We start from the raw sequence: 15,285 nt of genomic DNA on the forward strand, positions 1-15,285 counted from the left end.
TATAAAATGGCAGTTAAAATTCGTTTAAAACGTATGGGAGCAAAAAAGTCTCCTTTTTATCGTATTGTAGTAGCAGATTCTCGTTCACCACGTGATGGACGTTTCATTGAAGTTGTTGGGACATACAATCCAGTTGCTCAACCAGCAGAAGTGAAAATCAATGAAGAGTTAGCATTAAAATGGATGTCAAATGGTGCTAAACCTTCTGACACAGTTCGCAACTTGTTCTCTAAAGAAGGCATTATGGAAAAATTCCATAACGCAAAAAATAGCAAGTAATGACTGTTAAGATGAAAGAGTTAATCGAAGCAATTGTTAAACCACTTGTTGATTCTCCAGACTCTGTCGAGATAACGGAATTTGAACAGGAGCATCAAATAACTTATCGCCTTTCTGTTCATAAAGAAGATATCGGCAAAATCATTGGAAAACAAGGACGTATAGCAAAAGCGATTCGAACTGTTGTGTATGCAGCGGGATCTAATTCATCTAAAAGAATTCAACTAGAAATTAACGACTAAAAAAGGGTGAGGAGGTTCCTCCCCTTTTTTTGTACGTTTAAAAAATAGTAATGAAACAAATTAATTAGAAGATGAATTTTCGTCGTGATTTTTTCAAAGTATTAAGCTTGTAAAGGGGAGGAACAATAATGAAGATACTCCACCAGGTTACAGTGAAGCAAATGATAACCGAAACAAGTAAAGAATTATTAATAAAACAATTTACACAGCGTAAAAAAAACCTACAACAGGAAATGGACCAATTATATTTTGAATATAAAAAACTAGAGAAAACGAGTAAACAGCTTGCCGGACCGTTTTTAAAAGAAATTGATAAAAGACGAGAAAAGATAAAGCTAGTAGATTTTCAACTAGAACAAGTACATACATTACCAATTGGAAGTGAAATTAAAGATAAAGAAGTAGAAGCAATTGTCGAAGTAAATGTGGGTGACAATTGGGAAGAATTAATGAAAGAAAAAACGATTGTAATTAAAGATGGAATGATCGATCAAATACGCCTGAGGTGATTAAAATGGCAGAAAAATGGTTTAACGTAGGGAAAATTGTAAATACACACGGAATCAGAGGAGAAGTACGTGTTATATCAAAAACAGACTTTGCTGAAGAAAGATATGAGCCGGGTAACACTCTTTATATATTTAAAGAAGGCTCTGATGAACCAATTGAAGTAGTTGTTGATAGTCATCGTGTTCACAAGAATTTTGACCTATTAACGTTTGAAGGAATGTCTTCAATCCAGGATGTTGAACAATTCAAAGGCTCACTTCTTAAAGTGACAGAATCACAACTTTCTGAATTGGAGGAGGGGGAGTTTTATTTCCACGAGATAATCGGTTGTAAAATGTTTACCGATGAGGGTGAGGAAATCGGAACAATTAGAGAGATACTAGCAACTGGTGCAAATGATGTATGGGTTGTACAAAGAAAAGTAGGAAAAGACCTTCTTGTCCCTTATATTGAAGACATTGTTAGAGATATTGATATCGAAGAGAAAAAAATTGTTATTACACCTATGGAAGGGTTACTAGACTAATGAAGATCGATTTTTTAACACTTTTCCCAGAAATGTTTCATGGAGTCTTGAATGAATCTATTCTAAAGAAAGCGCAGGAAAAGGAAGCTGTTCAGTTTAACGTAATTAACTTCAGACAATATTCCTCAAACAAGCATCAAAATGTTGATGACTATCCTTATGGTGGAGGCGCTGGAATGGTTTTAACTCCACAACCCATTTTTGATGCGGTCGAAGATATTCGTAGTAAAGGCAATACAGAACCGAAAGTGATCTTGGTTTGTCCGCAGGGAGAACGTTTTACTCAATCAAAAGCAGAACAATTAGCTCGGGAGGAGCATCTTCTTTTTATCTGCGGTCATTATGAGGGGTATGATGAACGGATTAGGGAACATCTTGTAACAGAAGAAATTTCGATTGGAGATTTTGTTTTAACTGGTGGAGAACTTGCTTCTATGGTGATCACAGACAGTGTCGTAAGGCTTTTACCAGGAGTCCTGGGTAATGAAGATTCCCCTGTTCTAGATTCGTATAGCTCTGGCTTACTAGAACACCCGCATTACACCCGTCCAGCGGATTTTAGAGGGTTAACAGTACCTGAAGTTCTTTTATCGGGGAACCATAAATTAATTGCGGAATGGCGTGAAGAACAATCACTTAGGAGAACCTTTGAACGTCGGCCGGACCTACTAACAACATACGCTTTAACTGACAAGCAAAAAGCCTTGATAAAAAAGTGGGAAAATGAGAACTAGCTATTGCAGCCTAACTTTCTATATGGTATGATAAATCTCGTGACTTGCTGATGAAAAGTTTTTATACAAACTATTTTCTTTTATGCAGTCTTTTAAAACGATGTTCCGCTGCAATAAAGTATTGGGATGAGCATCTGTTGGAAGGAGTTGAAAACGATGCAAAAATTAATTGAAGATATCACAAAAGAACAATTAAAAACTGATCTACCTGCATTCCGTCCTGGTGATACTGTACGTGTACACGTAAGTATTGTTGAGGGAACTCGTGAGCGTATTCAGGTATATGAGGGTGTTGTGATTAAGCGTCGTGGTGGTGGAATCAGTGAAACATTTACAGTTCGTAAGATCTCTTACGGTGTAGGTGTTGAGCGTACTTTCCCTGTACACACACCAAAGATCGCGAAGTTAGAAGTAATTCGTCGCGGTAAAGTTCGCCGTGCTAAACTTTACTACCTACGTCAATTACGTGGTAAAGCTGCGCGTATCAAAGAAATTCGATAAGATTGCTTAGTAGTCTACTAAGCCTCAAATATATGGGTCAGGTACACTGTCCGTATAGTTGAAAAGGAGCTTGTTACCTAACAAGCTCCTTTTTCAATAAAAAGGCTGTTTCATCACATGAATAGTAAACTCACCATACAAGTATAGTAATAAACAAATGATGGACATAATGATTGCTAGAAGCAGGTGGATTGAATGACCAAAAAGAAGAATGAACTTTTTGAATGGATAAAAGCATTGGCTATTGCCGTTCTTTTAGCAGCTATTATTAGGTATTTCCTGTTTGCTCCTATTGTAGTTGATGGGTTCTCAATGATGCCAACTTTACATACACAAGATCGAATGATAGTTAATAAATTATCGTACAAAATTGGAGAACCTGAACGTTTTGATATTGTGGTCTTTCATGCAACTTTAGAAAAAGACTATATAAAACGTGTAATAGGTTTACCGGGTGATAAAGTAGAATATAGAGACGATACATTATACATTAACGGAGAAGCGTATGATGAACCCTATCTGAATGAATATAAAGAGGATTTGATTGACGGCCCGCTAACAGAACCTTTTGACCTCGATAGCATTATTGGGCAAGACACTGTACCAGAAGGTCATTTATTTGTTATGGGGGATAACAGAAGGCAAAGCAAGGATAGCAGACATATAGGGACAATTCCGATAGAAGAGGTCATGGGTAAGGCTAGCTTAGTTTATTGGCCAGTATCAGATATACGGTTTGCTGAGTAATTTAAAGAAGGTGTTATGATGACGATACAATGGTTTCCAGGACATATGGCAAAAGCGAGAAGACAAGTTACTGAAAAGATAAAACTTATTGACATTGTTTTTGAACTTGTAGATGCGAGAATTCCTATGTCTTCTAGAAATCCGATGATAGATGAAATTGTTTCATCCAAACCAAGAATAGTACTCTTGAACAAAGCTGATAAAGCTGATGATTCAATTACTAAGCAATGGATTGAATATTTTAAAGAACAAGATATACCCGCCATTGCTATAGACGCTCAATCTGGAACAGGATTAAAACAAATCACTGCATTGTCAAAAGTTCTTCTTAAAGAGAAATTTGATAAAATGGCTGCGAAGGGAATTAAGCCTCGTGCCATACGTGCATTGATTATTGGTATCCCGAATGTTGGGAAATCAACTCTTATTAATAGACTCGCTAAAAGAAATATTACAAAAACAGGAGATCGCCCGGGAGTAACGACGGCACAACAATGGGTAAAGGTTGGAAATGAGCTAGAGCTTTTAGACACACCTGGTATCCTTTGGCCGAAGTTTGAAGATCAATTAGTCGGTCAAAAACTTGCAACAACAGGAGCAATCAAGGATGCTATTTTGAATCTGCAAGAAGTTACTGTTTTTGCATTAAACTTTTTGAAAGAACATTATCCTAAAAGATTGTTAGAGCGTTATAATCTTAATGAAATTCCTGAAGAGGTAGTCCCGCTATTTGATGAGATCGGGAAGAAACGGGGCTGTATGGTATCCGGGGGTTATATTGATTACGATAAAACATCTGAATTAATTTTAAGGGAAATTAGAACAGATAAATTAGGGAAATTATCTTTTGAAACTCCAGCCGATTTCCAAGATAAATAAAACATTTTTAATCTGACCCGCATTTAATTATGACGGGTCTTTATTTATTTGAATTTTGGCCGATATAATGATAAAGATAATTTTAGATATTTGACATACATAAGACAAAACATGTGCATGAGGAGAACTAAAAATGCCATTAACAACAAAAGAAGTTCAAAAAAAATTAGTGGAAATTACGGATATGCAAGATCCGTTTCTTAAAGAGTGTCAAGCTGATACAAGAAAAGGAGTACAGCAGCTCGTGGAAAAATGGTTTAAAAACTATGAACACGAGAAGATGTTACAGCAGCAATATTATGAAATGCTTCGTTACGAAAGAGCAGCAAAACAGGACGGTTTTGAGTTTATTGCTGGCATCGATGAAGTTGGCAGAGGACCTCTAGCAGGACCTGTAGTTGCTGCAGCTGTCATTTTAAAAGAAGATTGCTATATACCTGGCTTAACGGACTCTAAAAAGCTTTCTGAATCTATGAGAAATCACTACTATGAGGTAATAAGGGAAAATGCTGAAGCTATAGGTATTGGTGTTATCTCACCAGATATAATCGATAAAGTAAATATATATGAAGCTACAAAATTAGCGATGAAAAAAGCAATTGAGGAATTAGCCATTCAGCCAACTTATTTACTACTTGATGCGATGAAGTTAGATCTGCCAATTCAGCAGGAGTCTATCATAAAAGGAGATTCAAAAAGTGTCTCTATTGCAGCAAGTTCAGTAATTGCCAAGGTAACACGAGATAAAATGATGGTCGATCTTTCGAGTAAATATCCACAGTATGGATTTGAGAAACATATGGGATACGGGACAAAATTCCATCTAGATGCGTTAAAAGAGTTTGGGGTAACAGAACATCACCGTAGGAGTTTTGCACCTGTGAAGGAGTTGTGCAGCGCCTATAAGGCTAATTAAAGTAGGGTGAGGTAGTGAAAAGAGACATTTTGAGAAGGGGGGAAAAGGCTAATGGTTTATCCACTTGCAATAAAAAATCTTATTCAGACTACTGTAGAACAAATGACCAAGCCCCAAAACCAATTAACATTAAAAGAAAATCAAGTCGTAGTTGGGCATGTGCTAAAGCTCTTTCCTGACCAAAAAGCTCTTATTCAAGTTGGACAATCTAAGCTCGTTGCACAGCTTGAAGCACCAATTAATGCCTTACAAAATTACTGGTTCCGTGTGAAAGGGTCTAATCAACAAGGTATTGAACTAAAGATTATTAAATCAGTGGAAACTGATAAACTATCAAAACAGGACGCTTCTGCTAAGGACTTTCTTTCATTATTTCAGCAGAAACCAACAAAGGATAATATACTACTTTCAAATGCTTTGTTAAAGGAGAATATACCAGTTACAAAGGAACAACTAGTATCAGCAACTGAGATAGTAAAAAACACACCGAAAAGTTTGATTCCTCAAACAATTGAAGCTATTACGTTTGCCCTCAAACAACAATATCAACTTTCGGAAAATGTTGTAAGTTCTCTAGTTCAAGCCAATTCTAAAATCCCTTTAGCTAAGCAGATAGATACACTTTTTCAGTCACTTCAACAAGTGGATCTGCCTAAAGACCAAATCAACCAATTGCGTTCCGTTTTGGCTAATGTTATACAGAAACCTGTTGAACAGGTGGTGGAAAAACTTTTCCAACCGGAGTTTATTAAGACTCTTCCAAATGGTGAACAAAAGGTCCTGAAGGGAATAAATCAAAATGATGCTCAACAAATGAGCGGATTAAAACAAGTAATAAAAGAAGTGTTTCAACACTCTAGTACTCCTTTACAGTCTATTCAACCAAAAGATCATGCTGTAATAACTCAGTTCAGTCAAAGTGAAATAGATATTATACAAAAAATAGTTAACAAGGTCCCGGTTTTTTCATCTAAAGAAGATGTTCTTTCTCTTTTCTTTCATCATAGAAATGAACAATTTGAATGGCAAAAGCTTAATATGAATTTGGAATCTGGAAACGCGAGAGAACTCCAGATACTTAAAGAAACATTACTAGCTGCTAGCAAGGAGCTAGAAGGGTCTGTAATAAAGGAACAAGTGGATCAGCTTACAAACCGTTTAAACGGACAAACTCTGCTTCAGCAGGACACTGGGCCAACGACGCAGTTTATTACACAAGTCCCACTGTTCGCTTTGAATCAATCAGATTTAACAATTCAATGGAATGGGAAAAAACGATCAGATGGAACAATTGACCCATCTTTTTGTCGAATTCTTTTTTACCTACAGCTTCCTAATCTTTCAGAAACAATGATTGATGTGCAAATTCAAAATAGAGTAATGACGATAACGCTCATTAATAATAATGAGTCTTTAAAAGAGCTTGTTTCTTCTAATAGTGAGGAACTAAAAAAGGGCCTTCAGACTATGAATTATCAGGTGACTTCAGTTCAAGTAAAGCCATTTGAAGTAGAAAAGAAAGTAATTTCTAATTCAAATTTTTCTGGAGCTACCACTTCTTATTCAGGAGTTGACTTTAAAGTATGATCAAAAAGGAAGAACCAACGAAAGCAATTGCCTTAAAATATGATCATAATAAAGAAAATGCACCCAAGGTCATAGCGAAAGGAAAAGGCCTGATTGCTAAAGAAATTCTAGAAACAGCAAAGGAACATCATGTACACGTACATGAGGACCCGGCACTTGTTGAACTTCTAACAAAATTGGAAATTCATCAACAAATACCTGAAGAACTTTATGAAGCTGTTGCAGAAATTTTCGCTTTTGTTTATACAATAGACAAAAAGCTATCAACATAAAGTTAAAATTATATAGTGACTAACCTTAAGAGTTTAGGCTGGTTAATATTTAATATATAGACTACCTACATTTCTTAGGGTTTTTAATGTTCATAAAGTATTTATTTTACATAAAATTTTTAAAAATTTTATTGTGAAAAAATAAAAATTGACTTGAATTTTACTATTTTATGTGTAATTGTAGACAAGGTTCGAACTATTATATAAAATGAAAGCGCAGTCTAATTTATATTGCAAATTGGTTAGGAGGATGGCTAATGAATATCCATGAGTACCAAGGGAAAGAACTCCTTCGCAAATATGGAGTATCTGTACCAAACGGAAAAGTGGCTTTTTCTGTAGATGAAGCGGTAGAAGCTGCAAAAGAGCTTGGAACAGATGTAGTAGTGGTAAAAGCACAAATCCATGCAGGTGGACGCGGTAAAGCTGGCGGGGTAAAAGTTGCAAAAAACCTTGACGAAGCACGTACATATGCAGAAGAAATTCTTGGAAAAACACTTGTAACACACCAAACAGGTCCTGAAGGTAAGGAAGTAAAACGTCTTCTAATTGAAGAAGGTTGTGACATTAAAAAAGAATACTATGTTGGTTTAGTACTAGATCGTGCTACATCTCGAGTAGTTCTAATGGCTTCTGAAGAAGGTGGAACTGAAATTGAAGAAGTAGCGGAAAAAACGCCAGAAAAGATCTTCAAAGAAGTGATTGATCCTGCGGTTGGACTTCAAGGCTATCAAGCTAGAAGAATTGCATTTAACATTAACATCCCTAAAGAATTAGTAGGTAAAGCTGTTAAATTTATGATGGGATTGTATCAAGTATTTGTTGAAAAGGATTGCTCAATTGCAGAAATTAATCCATTAGTTGTCACTGGTGATGGTAACGTTATGGCACTTGACGCAAAATTAAACTTTGATTCAAATGCATTATACCGCCATAAAGATATTGTAGAGTATCGTGACTTAGAGGAAGAAGATCCAAAAGAAATCGAAGCATCTAAATATGACTTAAGTTATATCTCATTAGACGGTAACATCGGCTGTATGGTAAATGGTGCTGGTCTTGCAATGTCTACAATGGATATTATTAAGTACTATGGCGGCGAACCTGCAAACTTCCTTGATGTTGGGGGCGGTGCAACTGCAGAAAAAGTAACAGAAGCATTCAAAATTATTCTTTCTGATAAAAACGTTAAAGGAATTTTCGTTAACATCTTTGGTGGAATCATGAAATGTGATGTCATTGCAGAGGGTGTTGTTGAAGCAACGAAGCAAGTAGGCTTAGAAATTCCATTAGTTGTACGTCTTGAAGGTACTAATGTTGATTTAGGTAAGAAGATTTTAAATGAATCTGGATTAAACATTACTTCTGCAGAGTCTATGGCTGACGGCGCACAAAAAATAGTTTCATTAGTGAAGTAAGAAAGGCAGGGGACAAACATGAGTGTATTTATTAATAAAGATACGAAAGTAATCGTACAAGGTATCACTGGTTCTACAGCGTTATTTCATACAAAACAAATGCTTGAGTATGGCACAAATATCGTTGGTGGGGTTACACCTGGTAAAGGTGGAACAGAAGTAGAAGGTGTACCTGTTTTCAATACAGTTCAAGAAGCAGTTCAAGCGACTGGTGCAAACGCGTCTGTTATTTATGTACCTGCTCCTTTCGCTGCTGATGCAATTATGGAAGGTGTAGACGCAGAATTAGATTTAGTTATTTGTATTACAGAGCATATTCCAGTTATGGATATGGTAAATGTTAAACGCTACATGGAAGGTAAGAAAACACGTCTTGTAGGACCAAACTGCCCAGGTGTGATCACACCTGAAGAGTGCAAAATCGGAATTATGCCTGGCTATATTCATAAAAAGGGCCATGTTGGTGTGGTTTCACGTTCTGGTACTCTTACTTATGAAGCAGTTCATCAATTATCACAAGCTGGTATTGGTCAATCTACTGCTGTTGGTATCGGTGGGGACCCTGTTAATGGGACGAACTTTATCGATGTTTTAAAAGCTTTTAACGAAGATGAAGACACATATGCAGTTATCATGATTGGTGAGATCGGTGGTACAGCTGAAGAAGAAGCTGCTGAATGGGTTAAAGCAAATATGACAAAACCTGTTGTAGGCTTCATCGGTGGTCAAACAGCACCTCCAGGAAAACGTATGGGTCATGCTGGTGCGATTATTTCTGGTGGTAAAGGAACTGCTGAAGAAAAAATTAAAACAATGAATGCTTGTGGAATTAAAGTGGCTGATACTCCATCTGTTATGGGTGAAACACTTATTTCCGTTCTTGAAGAACAAGGTTTATTGGAAAAATGTAAAACACACTAAATAAATTAATAGTAGGAACAGGTTTTTAACCTGTTCCTATTTATCGTATAAAAACTAGGAGGATTTTATGGACGATGTAACAAAAAAGTTATTTTTGTTAGCTCATTGTAAGGAACTTAACAGCCAAATTATTTATAAATTATTAACAATAGACCCATCGTTGCAGATTTTTTTTCAACTAAAAGACGATGAATGGTTAAATTACTTTAATGTAAAGAAACATAAAATAGATAGGATAAAAAATGAGTATTTTTCTTACTCAGCTGATCTTCTCATTAGAAAATATAATCAGCAAAACATTTCTTTTCTTCCCCTTTTTGATCCTAATTACCCTTATTTGCTAAAGCAAATTGCTGATCCGCCTCCATTTTTATTTTATAAAGGTAATATTACTCTTGCTTCTCGTAAAAATCTTATTAGTGTGGTCGGTACAAGATATCCGTCCGAATACGGTGTTCAGGCTCTTGAGCATGTCTTAAAGCCTCTTATTTTAGAAAAATGGGTCATTGTAAGTGGTTTAGCTAAGGGGATCGATACTTTAGCGCATGAAGCAGCACTAAACCATGGGGGTGAAACAATAGCAGTAATTGGTGGAGGATTAGAGTGTATATATCCAAGGCAGAATCAAACGTTGGCAAACAAGCTAATGACCTCACATCTTATTCTTTCAGAACATTCTCCTTCAACATCACCTCAAAAATGGCATTTTCCTAAAAGAAATCGAATTATTAGTGGTATTTCTTTGGGGACACTTATTATCCAAGCTAAGCAAAGAAGTGGTTCACTAATAACTGCACACCAAGCATTGGAGCAAAACCGAGAAGTTTTTGCCATACCAGGGTCTATTTTTGATGAGTGTAGCATTGGTGGAAATGAACTAATACAAAACGGGGCAAAATTAGTACAACATGCATCACATATAATTGAGGAATTTCCTCAAGGACTTAAAATGCAAATTTAGGTGATTTTTTGCCAATTTAGTAAAAATATTCATGTTATTTCATCATGAATTAGGATATGATTAGTGTAATTTCTTTTTATTATGTTTGACAAATGATATAGGAATATTTAATAATAGTGGAGATTTAAGTATAGATTTTGAAGAAATACAGTGATAGTAGGAGTTTAATTAAATCTACTTAGTTATTAACTACTTGGAGGAAAACCCTTCATTGTATAAATAGAAATTTAAATTATAAAGAAAATTAAAAGAAATATAAAAGAGAGAATACCTCTTAAGGAGGATACCAAGCATGTCGGACTATTTAGTCATTGTGGAATCACCTGCAAAGGCGAAAACAATTGAACGTTATTTAGGGAAGAAGTATAAGGTAAAGGCATCAATGGGGCATGTACGTGACCTACCAAAAAGTCAAATTGGTGTTGATGTTGAACATAATTTTGAACCAAAATATATTACAATAAGAGGAAAAGGTTCAGTACTTAAAGAATTGAAAACAGCTGCTAAAAAAGCAAAAAAAGTTTATCTAGCGGCTGACCCGGATCGCGAAGGGGAAGCGATTGCATGGCATTTAGCACATAGTCTTGACGTTGATGTAAACTCTGATTGCCGCGTAGTATTTAATGAAATTACGAAAGATGCTATAAAGGAATCTTTCAAGCATCCACGTTCAATCAATATGGATTTAGTCGATGCACAACAAGCAAGACGTGTGTTAGACCGATTGGTTGGTTATAAAATAAGCCCGATTCTTTGGAAAAAAGTAAAAAAAGGTTTAAGTGCAGGGAGAGTACAATCTGTAGCTGTACATTTAATTATTGATCGGGAAAATGAGATTAAAGAATTTGTACCAGAAGAATATTGGTCAATTGAAGGTCAATTTTTAAAAGGTCAAAAAGAATTTGATGCTTCTTTCTATGGAATAAATGGAGAAAAGCAAGATCTTAAGAATGAATCAGAAGTAAAGGCTGTTTTGGGAAATATTAAAGAGAATAAATTTAAAGTGGAAAAGGTGACGAAAAAGGAAAGAAAAAGAAATCCAGCCGTACCTTTTACAACTTCCACTCTTCAACAAGAGGCAGCGCGTAAACTAAACTTTAGAGCAAAGAAAACGATGATGATTGCTCAGCACTTATATGAAGGTATTGATTTAGGTAAAGAAGGCACTGTTGGTTTAATAACGTATATGAGAACGGATTCGACCAGAATATCGGAAACGGCACAGACAGAAGCGACAGGCTACATTACGGAAAAGTATGGGAAAGAGTTTTTAGGCACACAAGTAAAAACAGCGAAGAAAAACAGTAATGCTCAAGATGCACATGAAGCAATCCGCCCTACTTCTACTTTACGTGACCCGGCATCAATAAAAGAATTTTTGAGCCGAGATCAGTTGCGACTGTATAAATTAATTTGGGAAAGATTTGTTTCAAGTCAAATGGCACCAGCTATTTTAGACACAATGAGTGTTGACCTTGTGAATAACGGTGTGATGTTTAGAGCTACAGGTTCTAAAATTAAATTTCCTGGATTTATGAAAGTATATGTTGAAGGAAACGACGATCAAATTGAGGAAAAAGATAAATTACTCCCGGATTTAAAAGAAGGCGATGAAGTTTATTCAAAAGATATCGAACCTGCACAGCATTTTACACAGCCGCCACCAAGGTATACGGAGGCTCGTCTTGTAAAGACGTTGGAGGAACTTGGAATAGGTCGACCATCAACATATGCCCCAACTTTAGATACGATTCAAAAGCGTGGATATGTTTCGCTTGATAATAAACGCTTTATTCCTACCGAGTTAGGTGAAATAGTTTCAGAACTTATCAGGGAGTTTTTCCCTGAAATCATAAATGTTGAATTTACAGCAAATATGGAAAACAGCCTTGATGAAGTAGAGGAAGGCCATATCCAGTGGATTCAAATTATTGACAATTTTTATAAAGATTTTTCTCCAAGACTTGAAAAAGCAGAAAATGAAATGGAGAAAATAGAAATTAAAGATGAGCCAGCTGGTGTTGATTGTGAAGAATGCGGTCATCATATGGTTTATAAAATGGGTAGATATGGGAAATTTATGGCTTGTTCAAATTTCCCAGATTGCAGAAATACGAAGCCGATTGTAAAAGATATTGGAGTAAAATGTCCAAGTTGTGATGAAGGAACAATTGTTGAACGAAAGTCTAAAAAACGTCGCATTTTTTATGGCTGCAATCAATATCCTGAATGTGAATTTTTGTCATGGGACAAACCAATAGCAAGAAGTTGTCCGAAATGTAATAACATGTTGGTTGAGAAAAAGCTTAAAAAAGGTGTTCAAGTTCAATGTATGGAATGCGATTATAAAGAAGAACAACAAAAGTAGGTGAGCAACTTTATGCTCACCTTTTTTAACTTATATTTTTTTGGACAACATAAGTAATAAGAATTATTCCATTCTACATAAGGTCTTTTAATTAATGGAGGGTCATGTCACGATGAATCAAGATGTAGTTGTAAATGTAGTAGGTGCTGGTTTGGCTGGAAGCGAAGCGGCTTGGCAATTAGCCAAAAGGGGTATTCAAGTAAAACTATATGAAATGCGACCTGTAAAGCAAACACCTGCCCATCATACTGATAAATTTGCAGAGTTAGTATGTAGTAACTCACTAAGAGCAAATAATTTAACAAATGCTGTAGGTGTATTGAAAGAAGAAATGAGAATTCTAGATTCTGTTATAATAAAGGCAGCAGATGAGTGTGCAGTTCCAGCTGGTGGAGCACTTGCTGTTGACCGGCATGAATTTGCCGGTAAGGTGACAGAGTTAGTAAAAGGTCATCAAAATGTAACTGTTATGAATGAAGAGGTAGAAGAAATCCCTTCAGGACCAACGATTATCGCAACAGGTCCACTTACCTCCAAAAGCTTATCAGAACAATTAAAAACGTTAACTGGTGAAGAGTACTTATATTTCTATGATGCAGCTGCTCCAATAATTGAAAAAGAAAGCATCGATATGAACAAGGTATACTTAAAGTCTCGATATGATAAAGGGGAAGCAGCCTACCTTAATTGTCCTATGACAGAAGAGGAATTTGATCGGTTTTATGAAGCTTTAATTGCTGCGGAGACTGTGCCATTAAAAGAATTTGAAAAAGAAATTTTCTTCGAAGGATGTATGCCTATTGAAGTTATGGCACAAAGAGGAAGAAAAACAATGCTTTTTGGCCCTTTAAAGCCAGTAGGTTTAGAAGATCCTAAAACAGGGAAAAGACCATTTGCCGTGATACAACTTCGTCAAGATGATGCAGCTGGAACTTTATATAATATTGTAAGGTTTCAAACACACCTAAAATGGGGACCGCAAAAAGAGGTACTTTCCTTAATTCCAGGCTTAGAAAACGCAGAAATAGTTCGATATGGTGTTATGCATCGTAACACGTTCATTAATTCACCAAAACTTTTAAAATCAACTTACCAATATAAAGACCGGGACGATTTGTTTTTTGCTGGTCAAATGACGGGTGTTGAAGGATATGTCGAGTCTGCCGCATCAGGGCTAGTTGCAGGTATAAATGCTGCACATCTTATTTTAGGAAAAGATTTAGTAGACCTGCCAAATGAAACAGCTATTGGGAGTATGGCCAAGTATATTACAAATGCAAACGCCGATAACTTCCAACCCATGAATGCCAATTTTGGGATTTTTGCTCCGTTACCAGAGCGTATAAAGAGTAAAAAAGAACGTAATGAAATGCTTGCCAATCGCGCACTAGAAACAATTCAAAAAATTTCGAAAAATTTATAGAAAATTATTTGCATGGGCTGCTATTGTTGTGATAACATTTAGTAGCCCTTGTGTTGTTTGTGAGGTGTAAAATGTGAGAAATGTTAAGAATTATTTAAATTTGTTTATTGAATATTTACAAATAGAGAAAAATTATTCAAAATATACAATTGTGAATTACAGCAAAGATATTGAGGATTTTTTTTCTTTTATGAATGAACAAGCAATGATCCATCTAGAAGACATTACATATAATGATACACGTTTATACTTAACGAAGTTACATAATAAAAAGTATTCTAGAAAAACAATATCAAGAAAAGTATCTAGTCTTAGGAGTTTTTATAAATTTCTTGTAAGAGAAGAGATACTAACTGAAAATCCTTTTACACTTGTTACAATGCCAAAAAAGGAGCAAAAAATTCCACAATTTCTTTATAAAGAGGAAGTTGAGCAACTTCTTACCATTTCAGACTGTAATACTCCTCTTGGGCAACGAAATCAGGCGCTCATTGAAGTGCTTTACGGTACAGGAATTCGTGTAAGCGAATGTTGCAACATTAAAATATCAGATATTGATTTTTTTATTGAAACCATTCTTGTATATGGAAAAGGTGGAAAGCAGCGATATGTTCCTTTCGGTAGCTATGCTCATGATGCAATCGAAAGATATTTATCTGATGGAAGAAAGGCGTTAATGAGTAAACTGAAGGTAAGTGATCAACACAATTATTTATTTGTGAATCATCGTGGGACACCGCTTACAGATCGTGGTGTAAGACATGTTTTAAATGACATGATAAAAAAAGCAGCATCAACACTTCATATTCACCCACATATGTTGCGTCATACTTTTGCAACACATCTGTTAAATGAAGGTGCAGATATGAGAAGTGTACAGGAGCTTTTGGGTCATGAACATTTATCATCTACACAAGTATATACACACGTCACAAAGGAGCATTTGCAACGAATCTATATGTCCCATCATCCTCGAGCATAAAGGACTCAATTTAGGAGGT

The 15,285-nt window shown here is 35.7% G+C and carries 17 protein-coding genes; all 17 read left to right on the forward strand.

Annotated elements, in window-relative coordinates; all coding sequences use genetic code 11:
- Nucleotides 1-6 precede the first annotated feature (6 nt).
- Nucleotides 7-279 carry a 30S ribosomal protein S16 gene (gene rpsP / locus D9842_RS04010; protein ID WP_121661385.1) on the forward strand — a complete coding sequence of 91 codons (273 nt, stop codon included), beginning with the start codon at nt 7-9 and terminating at the stop codon, nt 277-279.
- An 11-nt stretch (nt 280-290) separates the two neighbouring features.
- Entirely contained in the window at nt 291-521 is a 231-nt protein-coding gene (locus D9842_RS04015; protein WP_121664935.1) for a KH domain-containing protein, read from the forward strand.
- A gap of 128 nt (nt 522-649) precedes the next feature.
- Entirely contained in the window at nt 650-1,030 is a 381-nt protein-coding gene (locus D9842_RS04020; protein WP_121661386.1) for a YlqD family protein, read from the forward strand.
- Between the two features lie 5 nt (nt 1,031-1,035).
- A complete protein-coding gene (rimM, locus tag D9842_RS04025; RefSeq protein ID WP_121661387.1) occupies nt 1,036-1,557 on the forward strand; it encodes a ribosome maturation factor RimM in 522 nt (173 codons plus the stop codon).
- Nucleotides 1,557-2,291 (forward strand): tRNA (guanosine(37)-N1)-methyltransferase TrmD, encoded by a 735-nt coding sequence (trmD, locus tag D9842_RS04030; RefSeq protein ID WP_121661388.1) that lies wholly within the window; start codon nt 1,557-1,559, stop codon nt 2,289-2,291. The genes rimM and trmD overlap by 1 nt, the downstream gene beginning before the upstream one ends.
- A gap of 156 nt (nt 2,292-2,447) precedes the next feature.
- A complete protein-coding gene (gene rplS / locus D9842_RS04035; RefSeq protein WP_121661389.1) occupies nt 2,448-2,792 on the forward strand; it encodes a 50S ribosomal protein L19 in 345 nt (114 codons plus the stop codon).
- Nucleotides 2,793-2,987: 195 nt separating this feature from the next.
- Nucleotides 2,988-3,539, forward strand: coding sequence for a signal peptidase I (gene lepB / locus D9842_RS04040; RefSeq protein ID WP_121661390.1), 552 nt, complete (start codon nt 2,988-2,990; stop codon nt 3,537-3,539).
- Between the two features lie 18 nt (nt 3,540-3,557).
- Complete coding sequence (gene ylqF, locus D9842_RS04045) at nt 3,558-4,418, forward strand: ribosome biogenesis GTPase YlqF (RefSeq protein ID WP_121661391.1); 861 nt, start codon at nt 3,558-3,560, stop codon at nt 4,416-4,418.
- A gap of 133 nt (nt 4,419-4,551) precedes the next feature.
- A complete protein-coding gene (locus D9842_RS04050; RefSeq protein ID WP_121661392.1) occupies nt 4,552-5,334 on the forward strand; it encodes a ribonuclease HII in 783 nt (260 codons plus the stop codon).
- A gap of 51 nt (nt 5,335-5,385) precedes the next feature.
- The gene (locus D9842_RS04055) at nt 5,386-6,921 is read left to right on the forward strand and encodes a flagellar hook-length control protein FliK (protein ID WP_121661393.1); all 1,536 of its coding nucleotides are present in this window, start codon (nt 5,386-5,388) and stop codon (nt 6,919-6,921) included.
- Nucleotides 6,918-7,193, forward strand: coding sequence for an EscU/YscU/HrcU family type III secretion system export apparatus switch protein (locus D9842_RS04060; RefSeq protein WP_121661394.1), 276 nt, complete (start codon nt 6,918-6,920; stop codon nt 7,191-7,193). The genes D9842_RS04055 and D9842_RS04060 overlap by 4 nt, the downstream gene beginning before the upstream one ends.
- 257 nt (nt 7,194-7,450) lie before the next feature.
- Entirely contained in the window at nt 7,451-8,611 is a 1,161-nt protein-coding gene (sucC, locus tag D9842_RS04065) for an ADP-forming succinate--CoA ligase subunit beta (protein ID WP_121661395.1), read from the forward strand.
- Nucleotides 8,612-8,629: 18 nt separating this feature from the next.
- Nucleotides 8,630-9,532 carry a succinate--CoA ligase subunit alpha gene (sucD, locus tag D9842_RS04070; RefSeq protein ID WP_098796279.1) on the forward strand — a complete coding sequence of 301 codons (903 nt, stop codon included), beginning with the start codon at nt 8,630-8,632 and terminating at the stop codon, nt 9,530-9,532.
- A gap of 67 nt (nt 9,533-9,599) precedes the next feature.
- Entirely contained in the window at nt 9,600-10,493 is an 894-nt protein-coding gene (gene dprA / locus D9842_RS04075; protein WP_121661396.1) for a DNA-processing protein DprA, read from the forward strand.
- A 292-nt stretch (nt 10,494-10,785) separates the two neighbouring features.
- Nucleotides 10,786-12,861: a type I DNA topoisomerase gene (gene topA / locus D9842_RS04080; protein ID WP_121661397.1), complete on the forward strand. Its 2,076-nt coding sequence runs from the start codon at nt 10,786-10,788 to the stop codon at nt 12,859-12,861.
- A 112-nt stretch (nt 12,862-12,973) separates the two neighbouring features.
- Nucleotides 12,974-14,284: an FADH(2)-oxidizing methylenetetrahydrofolate--tRNA-(uracil(54)-C(5))-methyltransferase TrmFO gene (gene trmFO / locus D9842_RS04085; RefSeq protein ID WP_121661398.1), complete on the forward strand. Its 1,311-nt coding sequence runs from the start codon at nt 12,974-12,976 to the stop codon at nt 14,282-14,284.
- Nucleotides 14,285-14,357: 73 nt separating this feature from the next.
- A complete protein-coding gene (gene xerC / locus D9842_RS04090; RefSeq protein ID WP_121661399.1) occupies nt 14,358-15,266 on the forward strand; it encodes a tyrosine recombinase XerC in 909 nt (302 codons plus the stop codon).
- Nucleotides 15,267-15,285: the final 19 nt, after the last annotated feature.

The organism is Metabacillus litoralis (assembly GCF_003667825.1).
Taxonomy (GTDB): Bacteria; Bacillota; Bacilli; order Bacillales; family Bacillaceae; genus Metabacillus; species Metabacillus litoralis_B.

Bases quoted from the DNA above. Each gene is read 5' to 3' on its own strand.
- D9842_RS04055 (WP_121661393.1), top strand. From the start codon at position 5,386: ATGGTTTATCCACTTGCAATAAAAAATCTTATTCAGACTACTGTAGAA.
- D9842_RS04060 (WP_121661394.1), top strand. From the start codon at position 6,918: ATGATCAAAAAGGAAGAACCAACGAAAGCAATTGCCTTAAAATATGAT.
- ylqF (WP_121661391.1), top strand. From the start codon at position 3,558: ATGACGATACAATGGTTTCCAGGACATATGGCAAAAGCGAGAAGACAA.
- dprA (WP_121661396.1), top strand. From the start codon at position 9,600: ATGGACGATGTAACAAAAAAGTTATTTTTGTTAGCTCATTGTAAGGAA.
- lepB (WP_121661390.1), top strand. From the start codon at position 2,988: ATGACCAAAAAGAAGAATGAACTTTTTGAATGGATAAAAGCATTGGCT.
- D9842_RS04050 (WP_121661392.1), top strand. From the start codon at position 4,552: ATGCCATTAACAACAAAAGAAGTTCAAAAAAAATTAGTGGAAATTACG.
- D9842_RS04020 (WP_121661386.1), top strand. From the start codon at position 650: ATGAAGATACTCCACCAGGTTACAGTGAAGCAAATGATAACCGAAACA.
- D9842_RS04015 (WP_121664935.1), top strand. From the start codon at position 291: ATGAAAGAGTTAATCGAAGCAATTGTTAAACCACTTGTTGATTCTCCA.
- rpsP (WP_121661385.1), top strand. From the start codon at position 7: ATGGCAGTTAAAATTCGTTTAAAACGTATGGGAGCAAAAAAGTCTCCT.
- topA (WP_121661397.1), top strand. From the start codon at position 10,786: ATGTCGGACTATTTAGTCATTGTGGAATCACCTGCAAAGGCGAAAACA.
- rplS (WP_121661389.1), top strand. From the start codon at position 2,448: ATGCAAAAATTAATTGAAGATATCACAAAAGAACAATTAAAAACTGAT.
- sucC (WP_121661395.1), top strand. From the start codon at position 7,451: ATGAATATCCATGAGTACCAAGGGAAAGAACTCCTTCGCAAATATGGA.
- sucD (WP_098796279.1), top strand. From the start codon at position 8,630: ATGAGTGTATTTATTAATAAAGATACGAAAGTAATCGTACAAGGTATC.
- trmFO (WP_121661398.1), top strand. From the start codon at position 12,974: ATGAATCAAGATGTAGTTGTAAATGTAGTAGGTGCTGGTTTGGCTGGA.
- rimM (WP_121661387.1), top strand. From the start codon at position 1,036: ATGGCAGAAAAATGGTTTAACGTAGGGAAAATTGTAAATACACACGGA.
- trmD (WP_121661388.1), top strand. From the start codon at position 1,557: ATGAAGATCGATTTTTTAACACTTTTCCCAGAAATGTTTCATGGAGTC.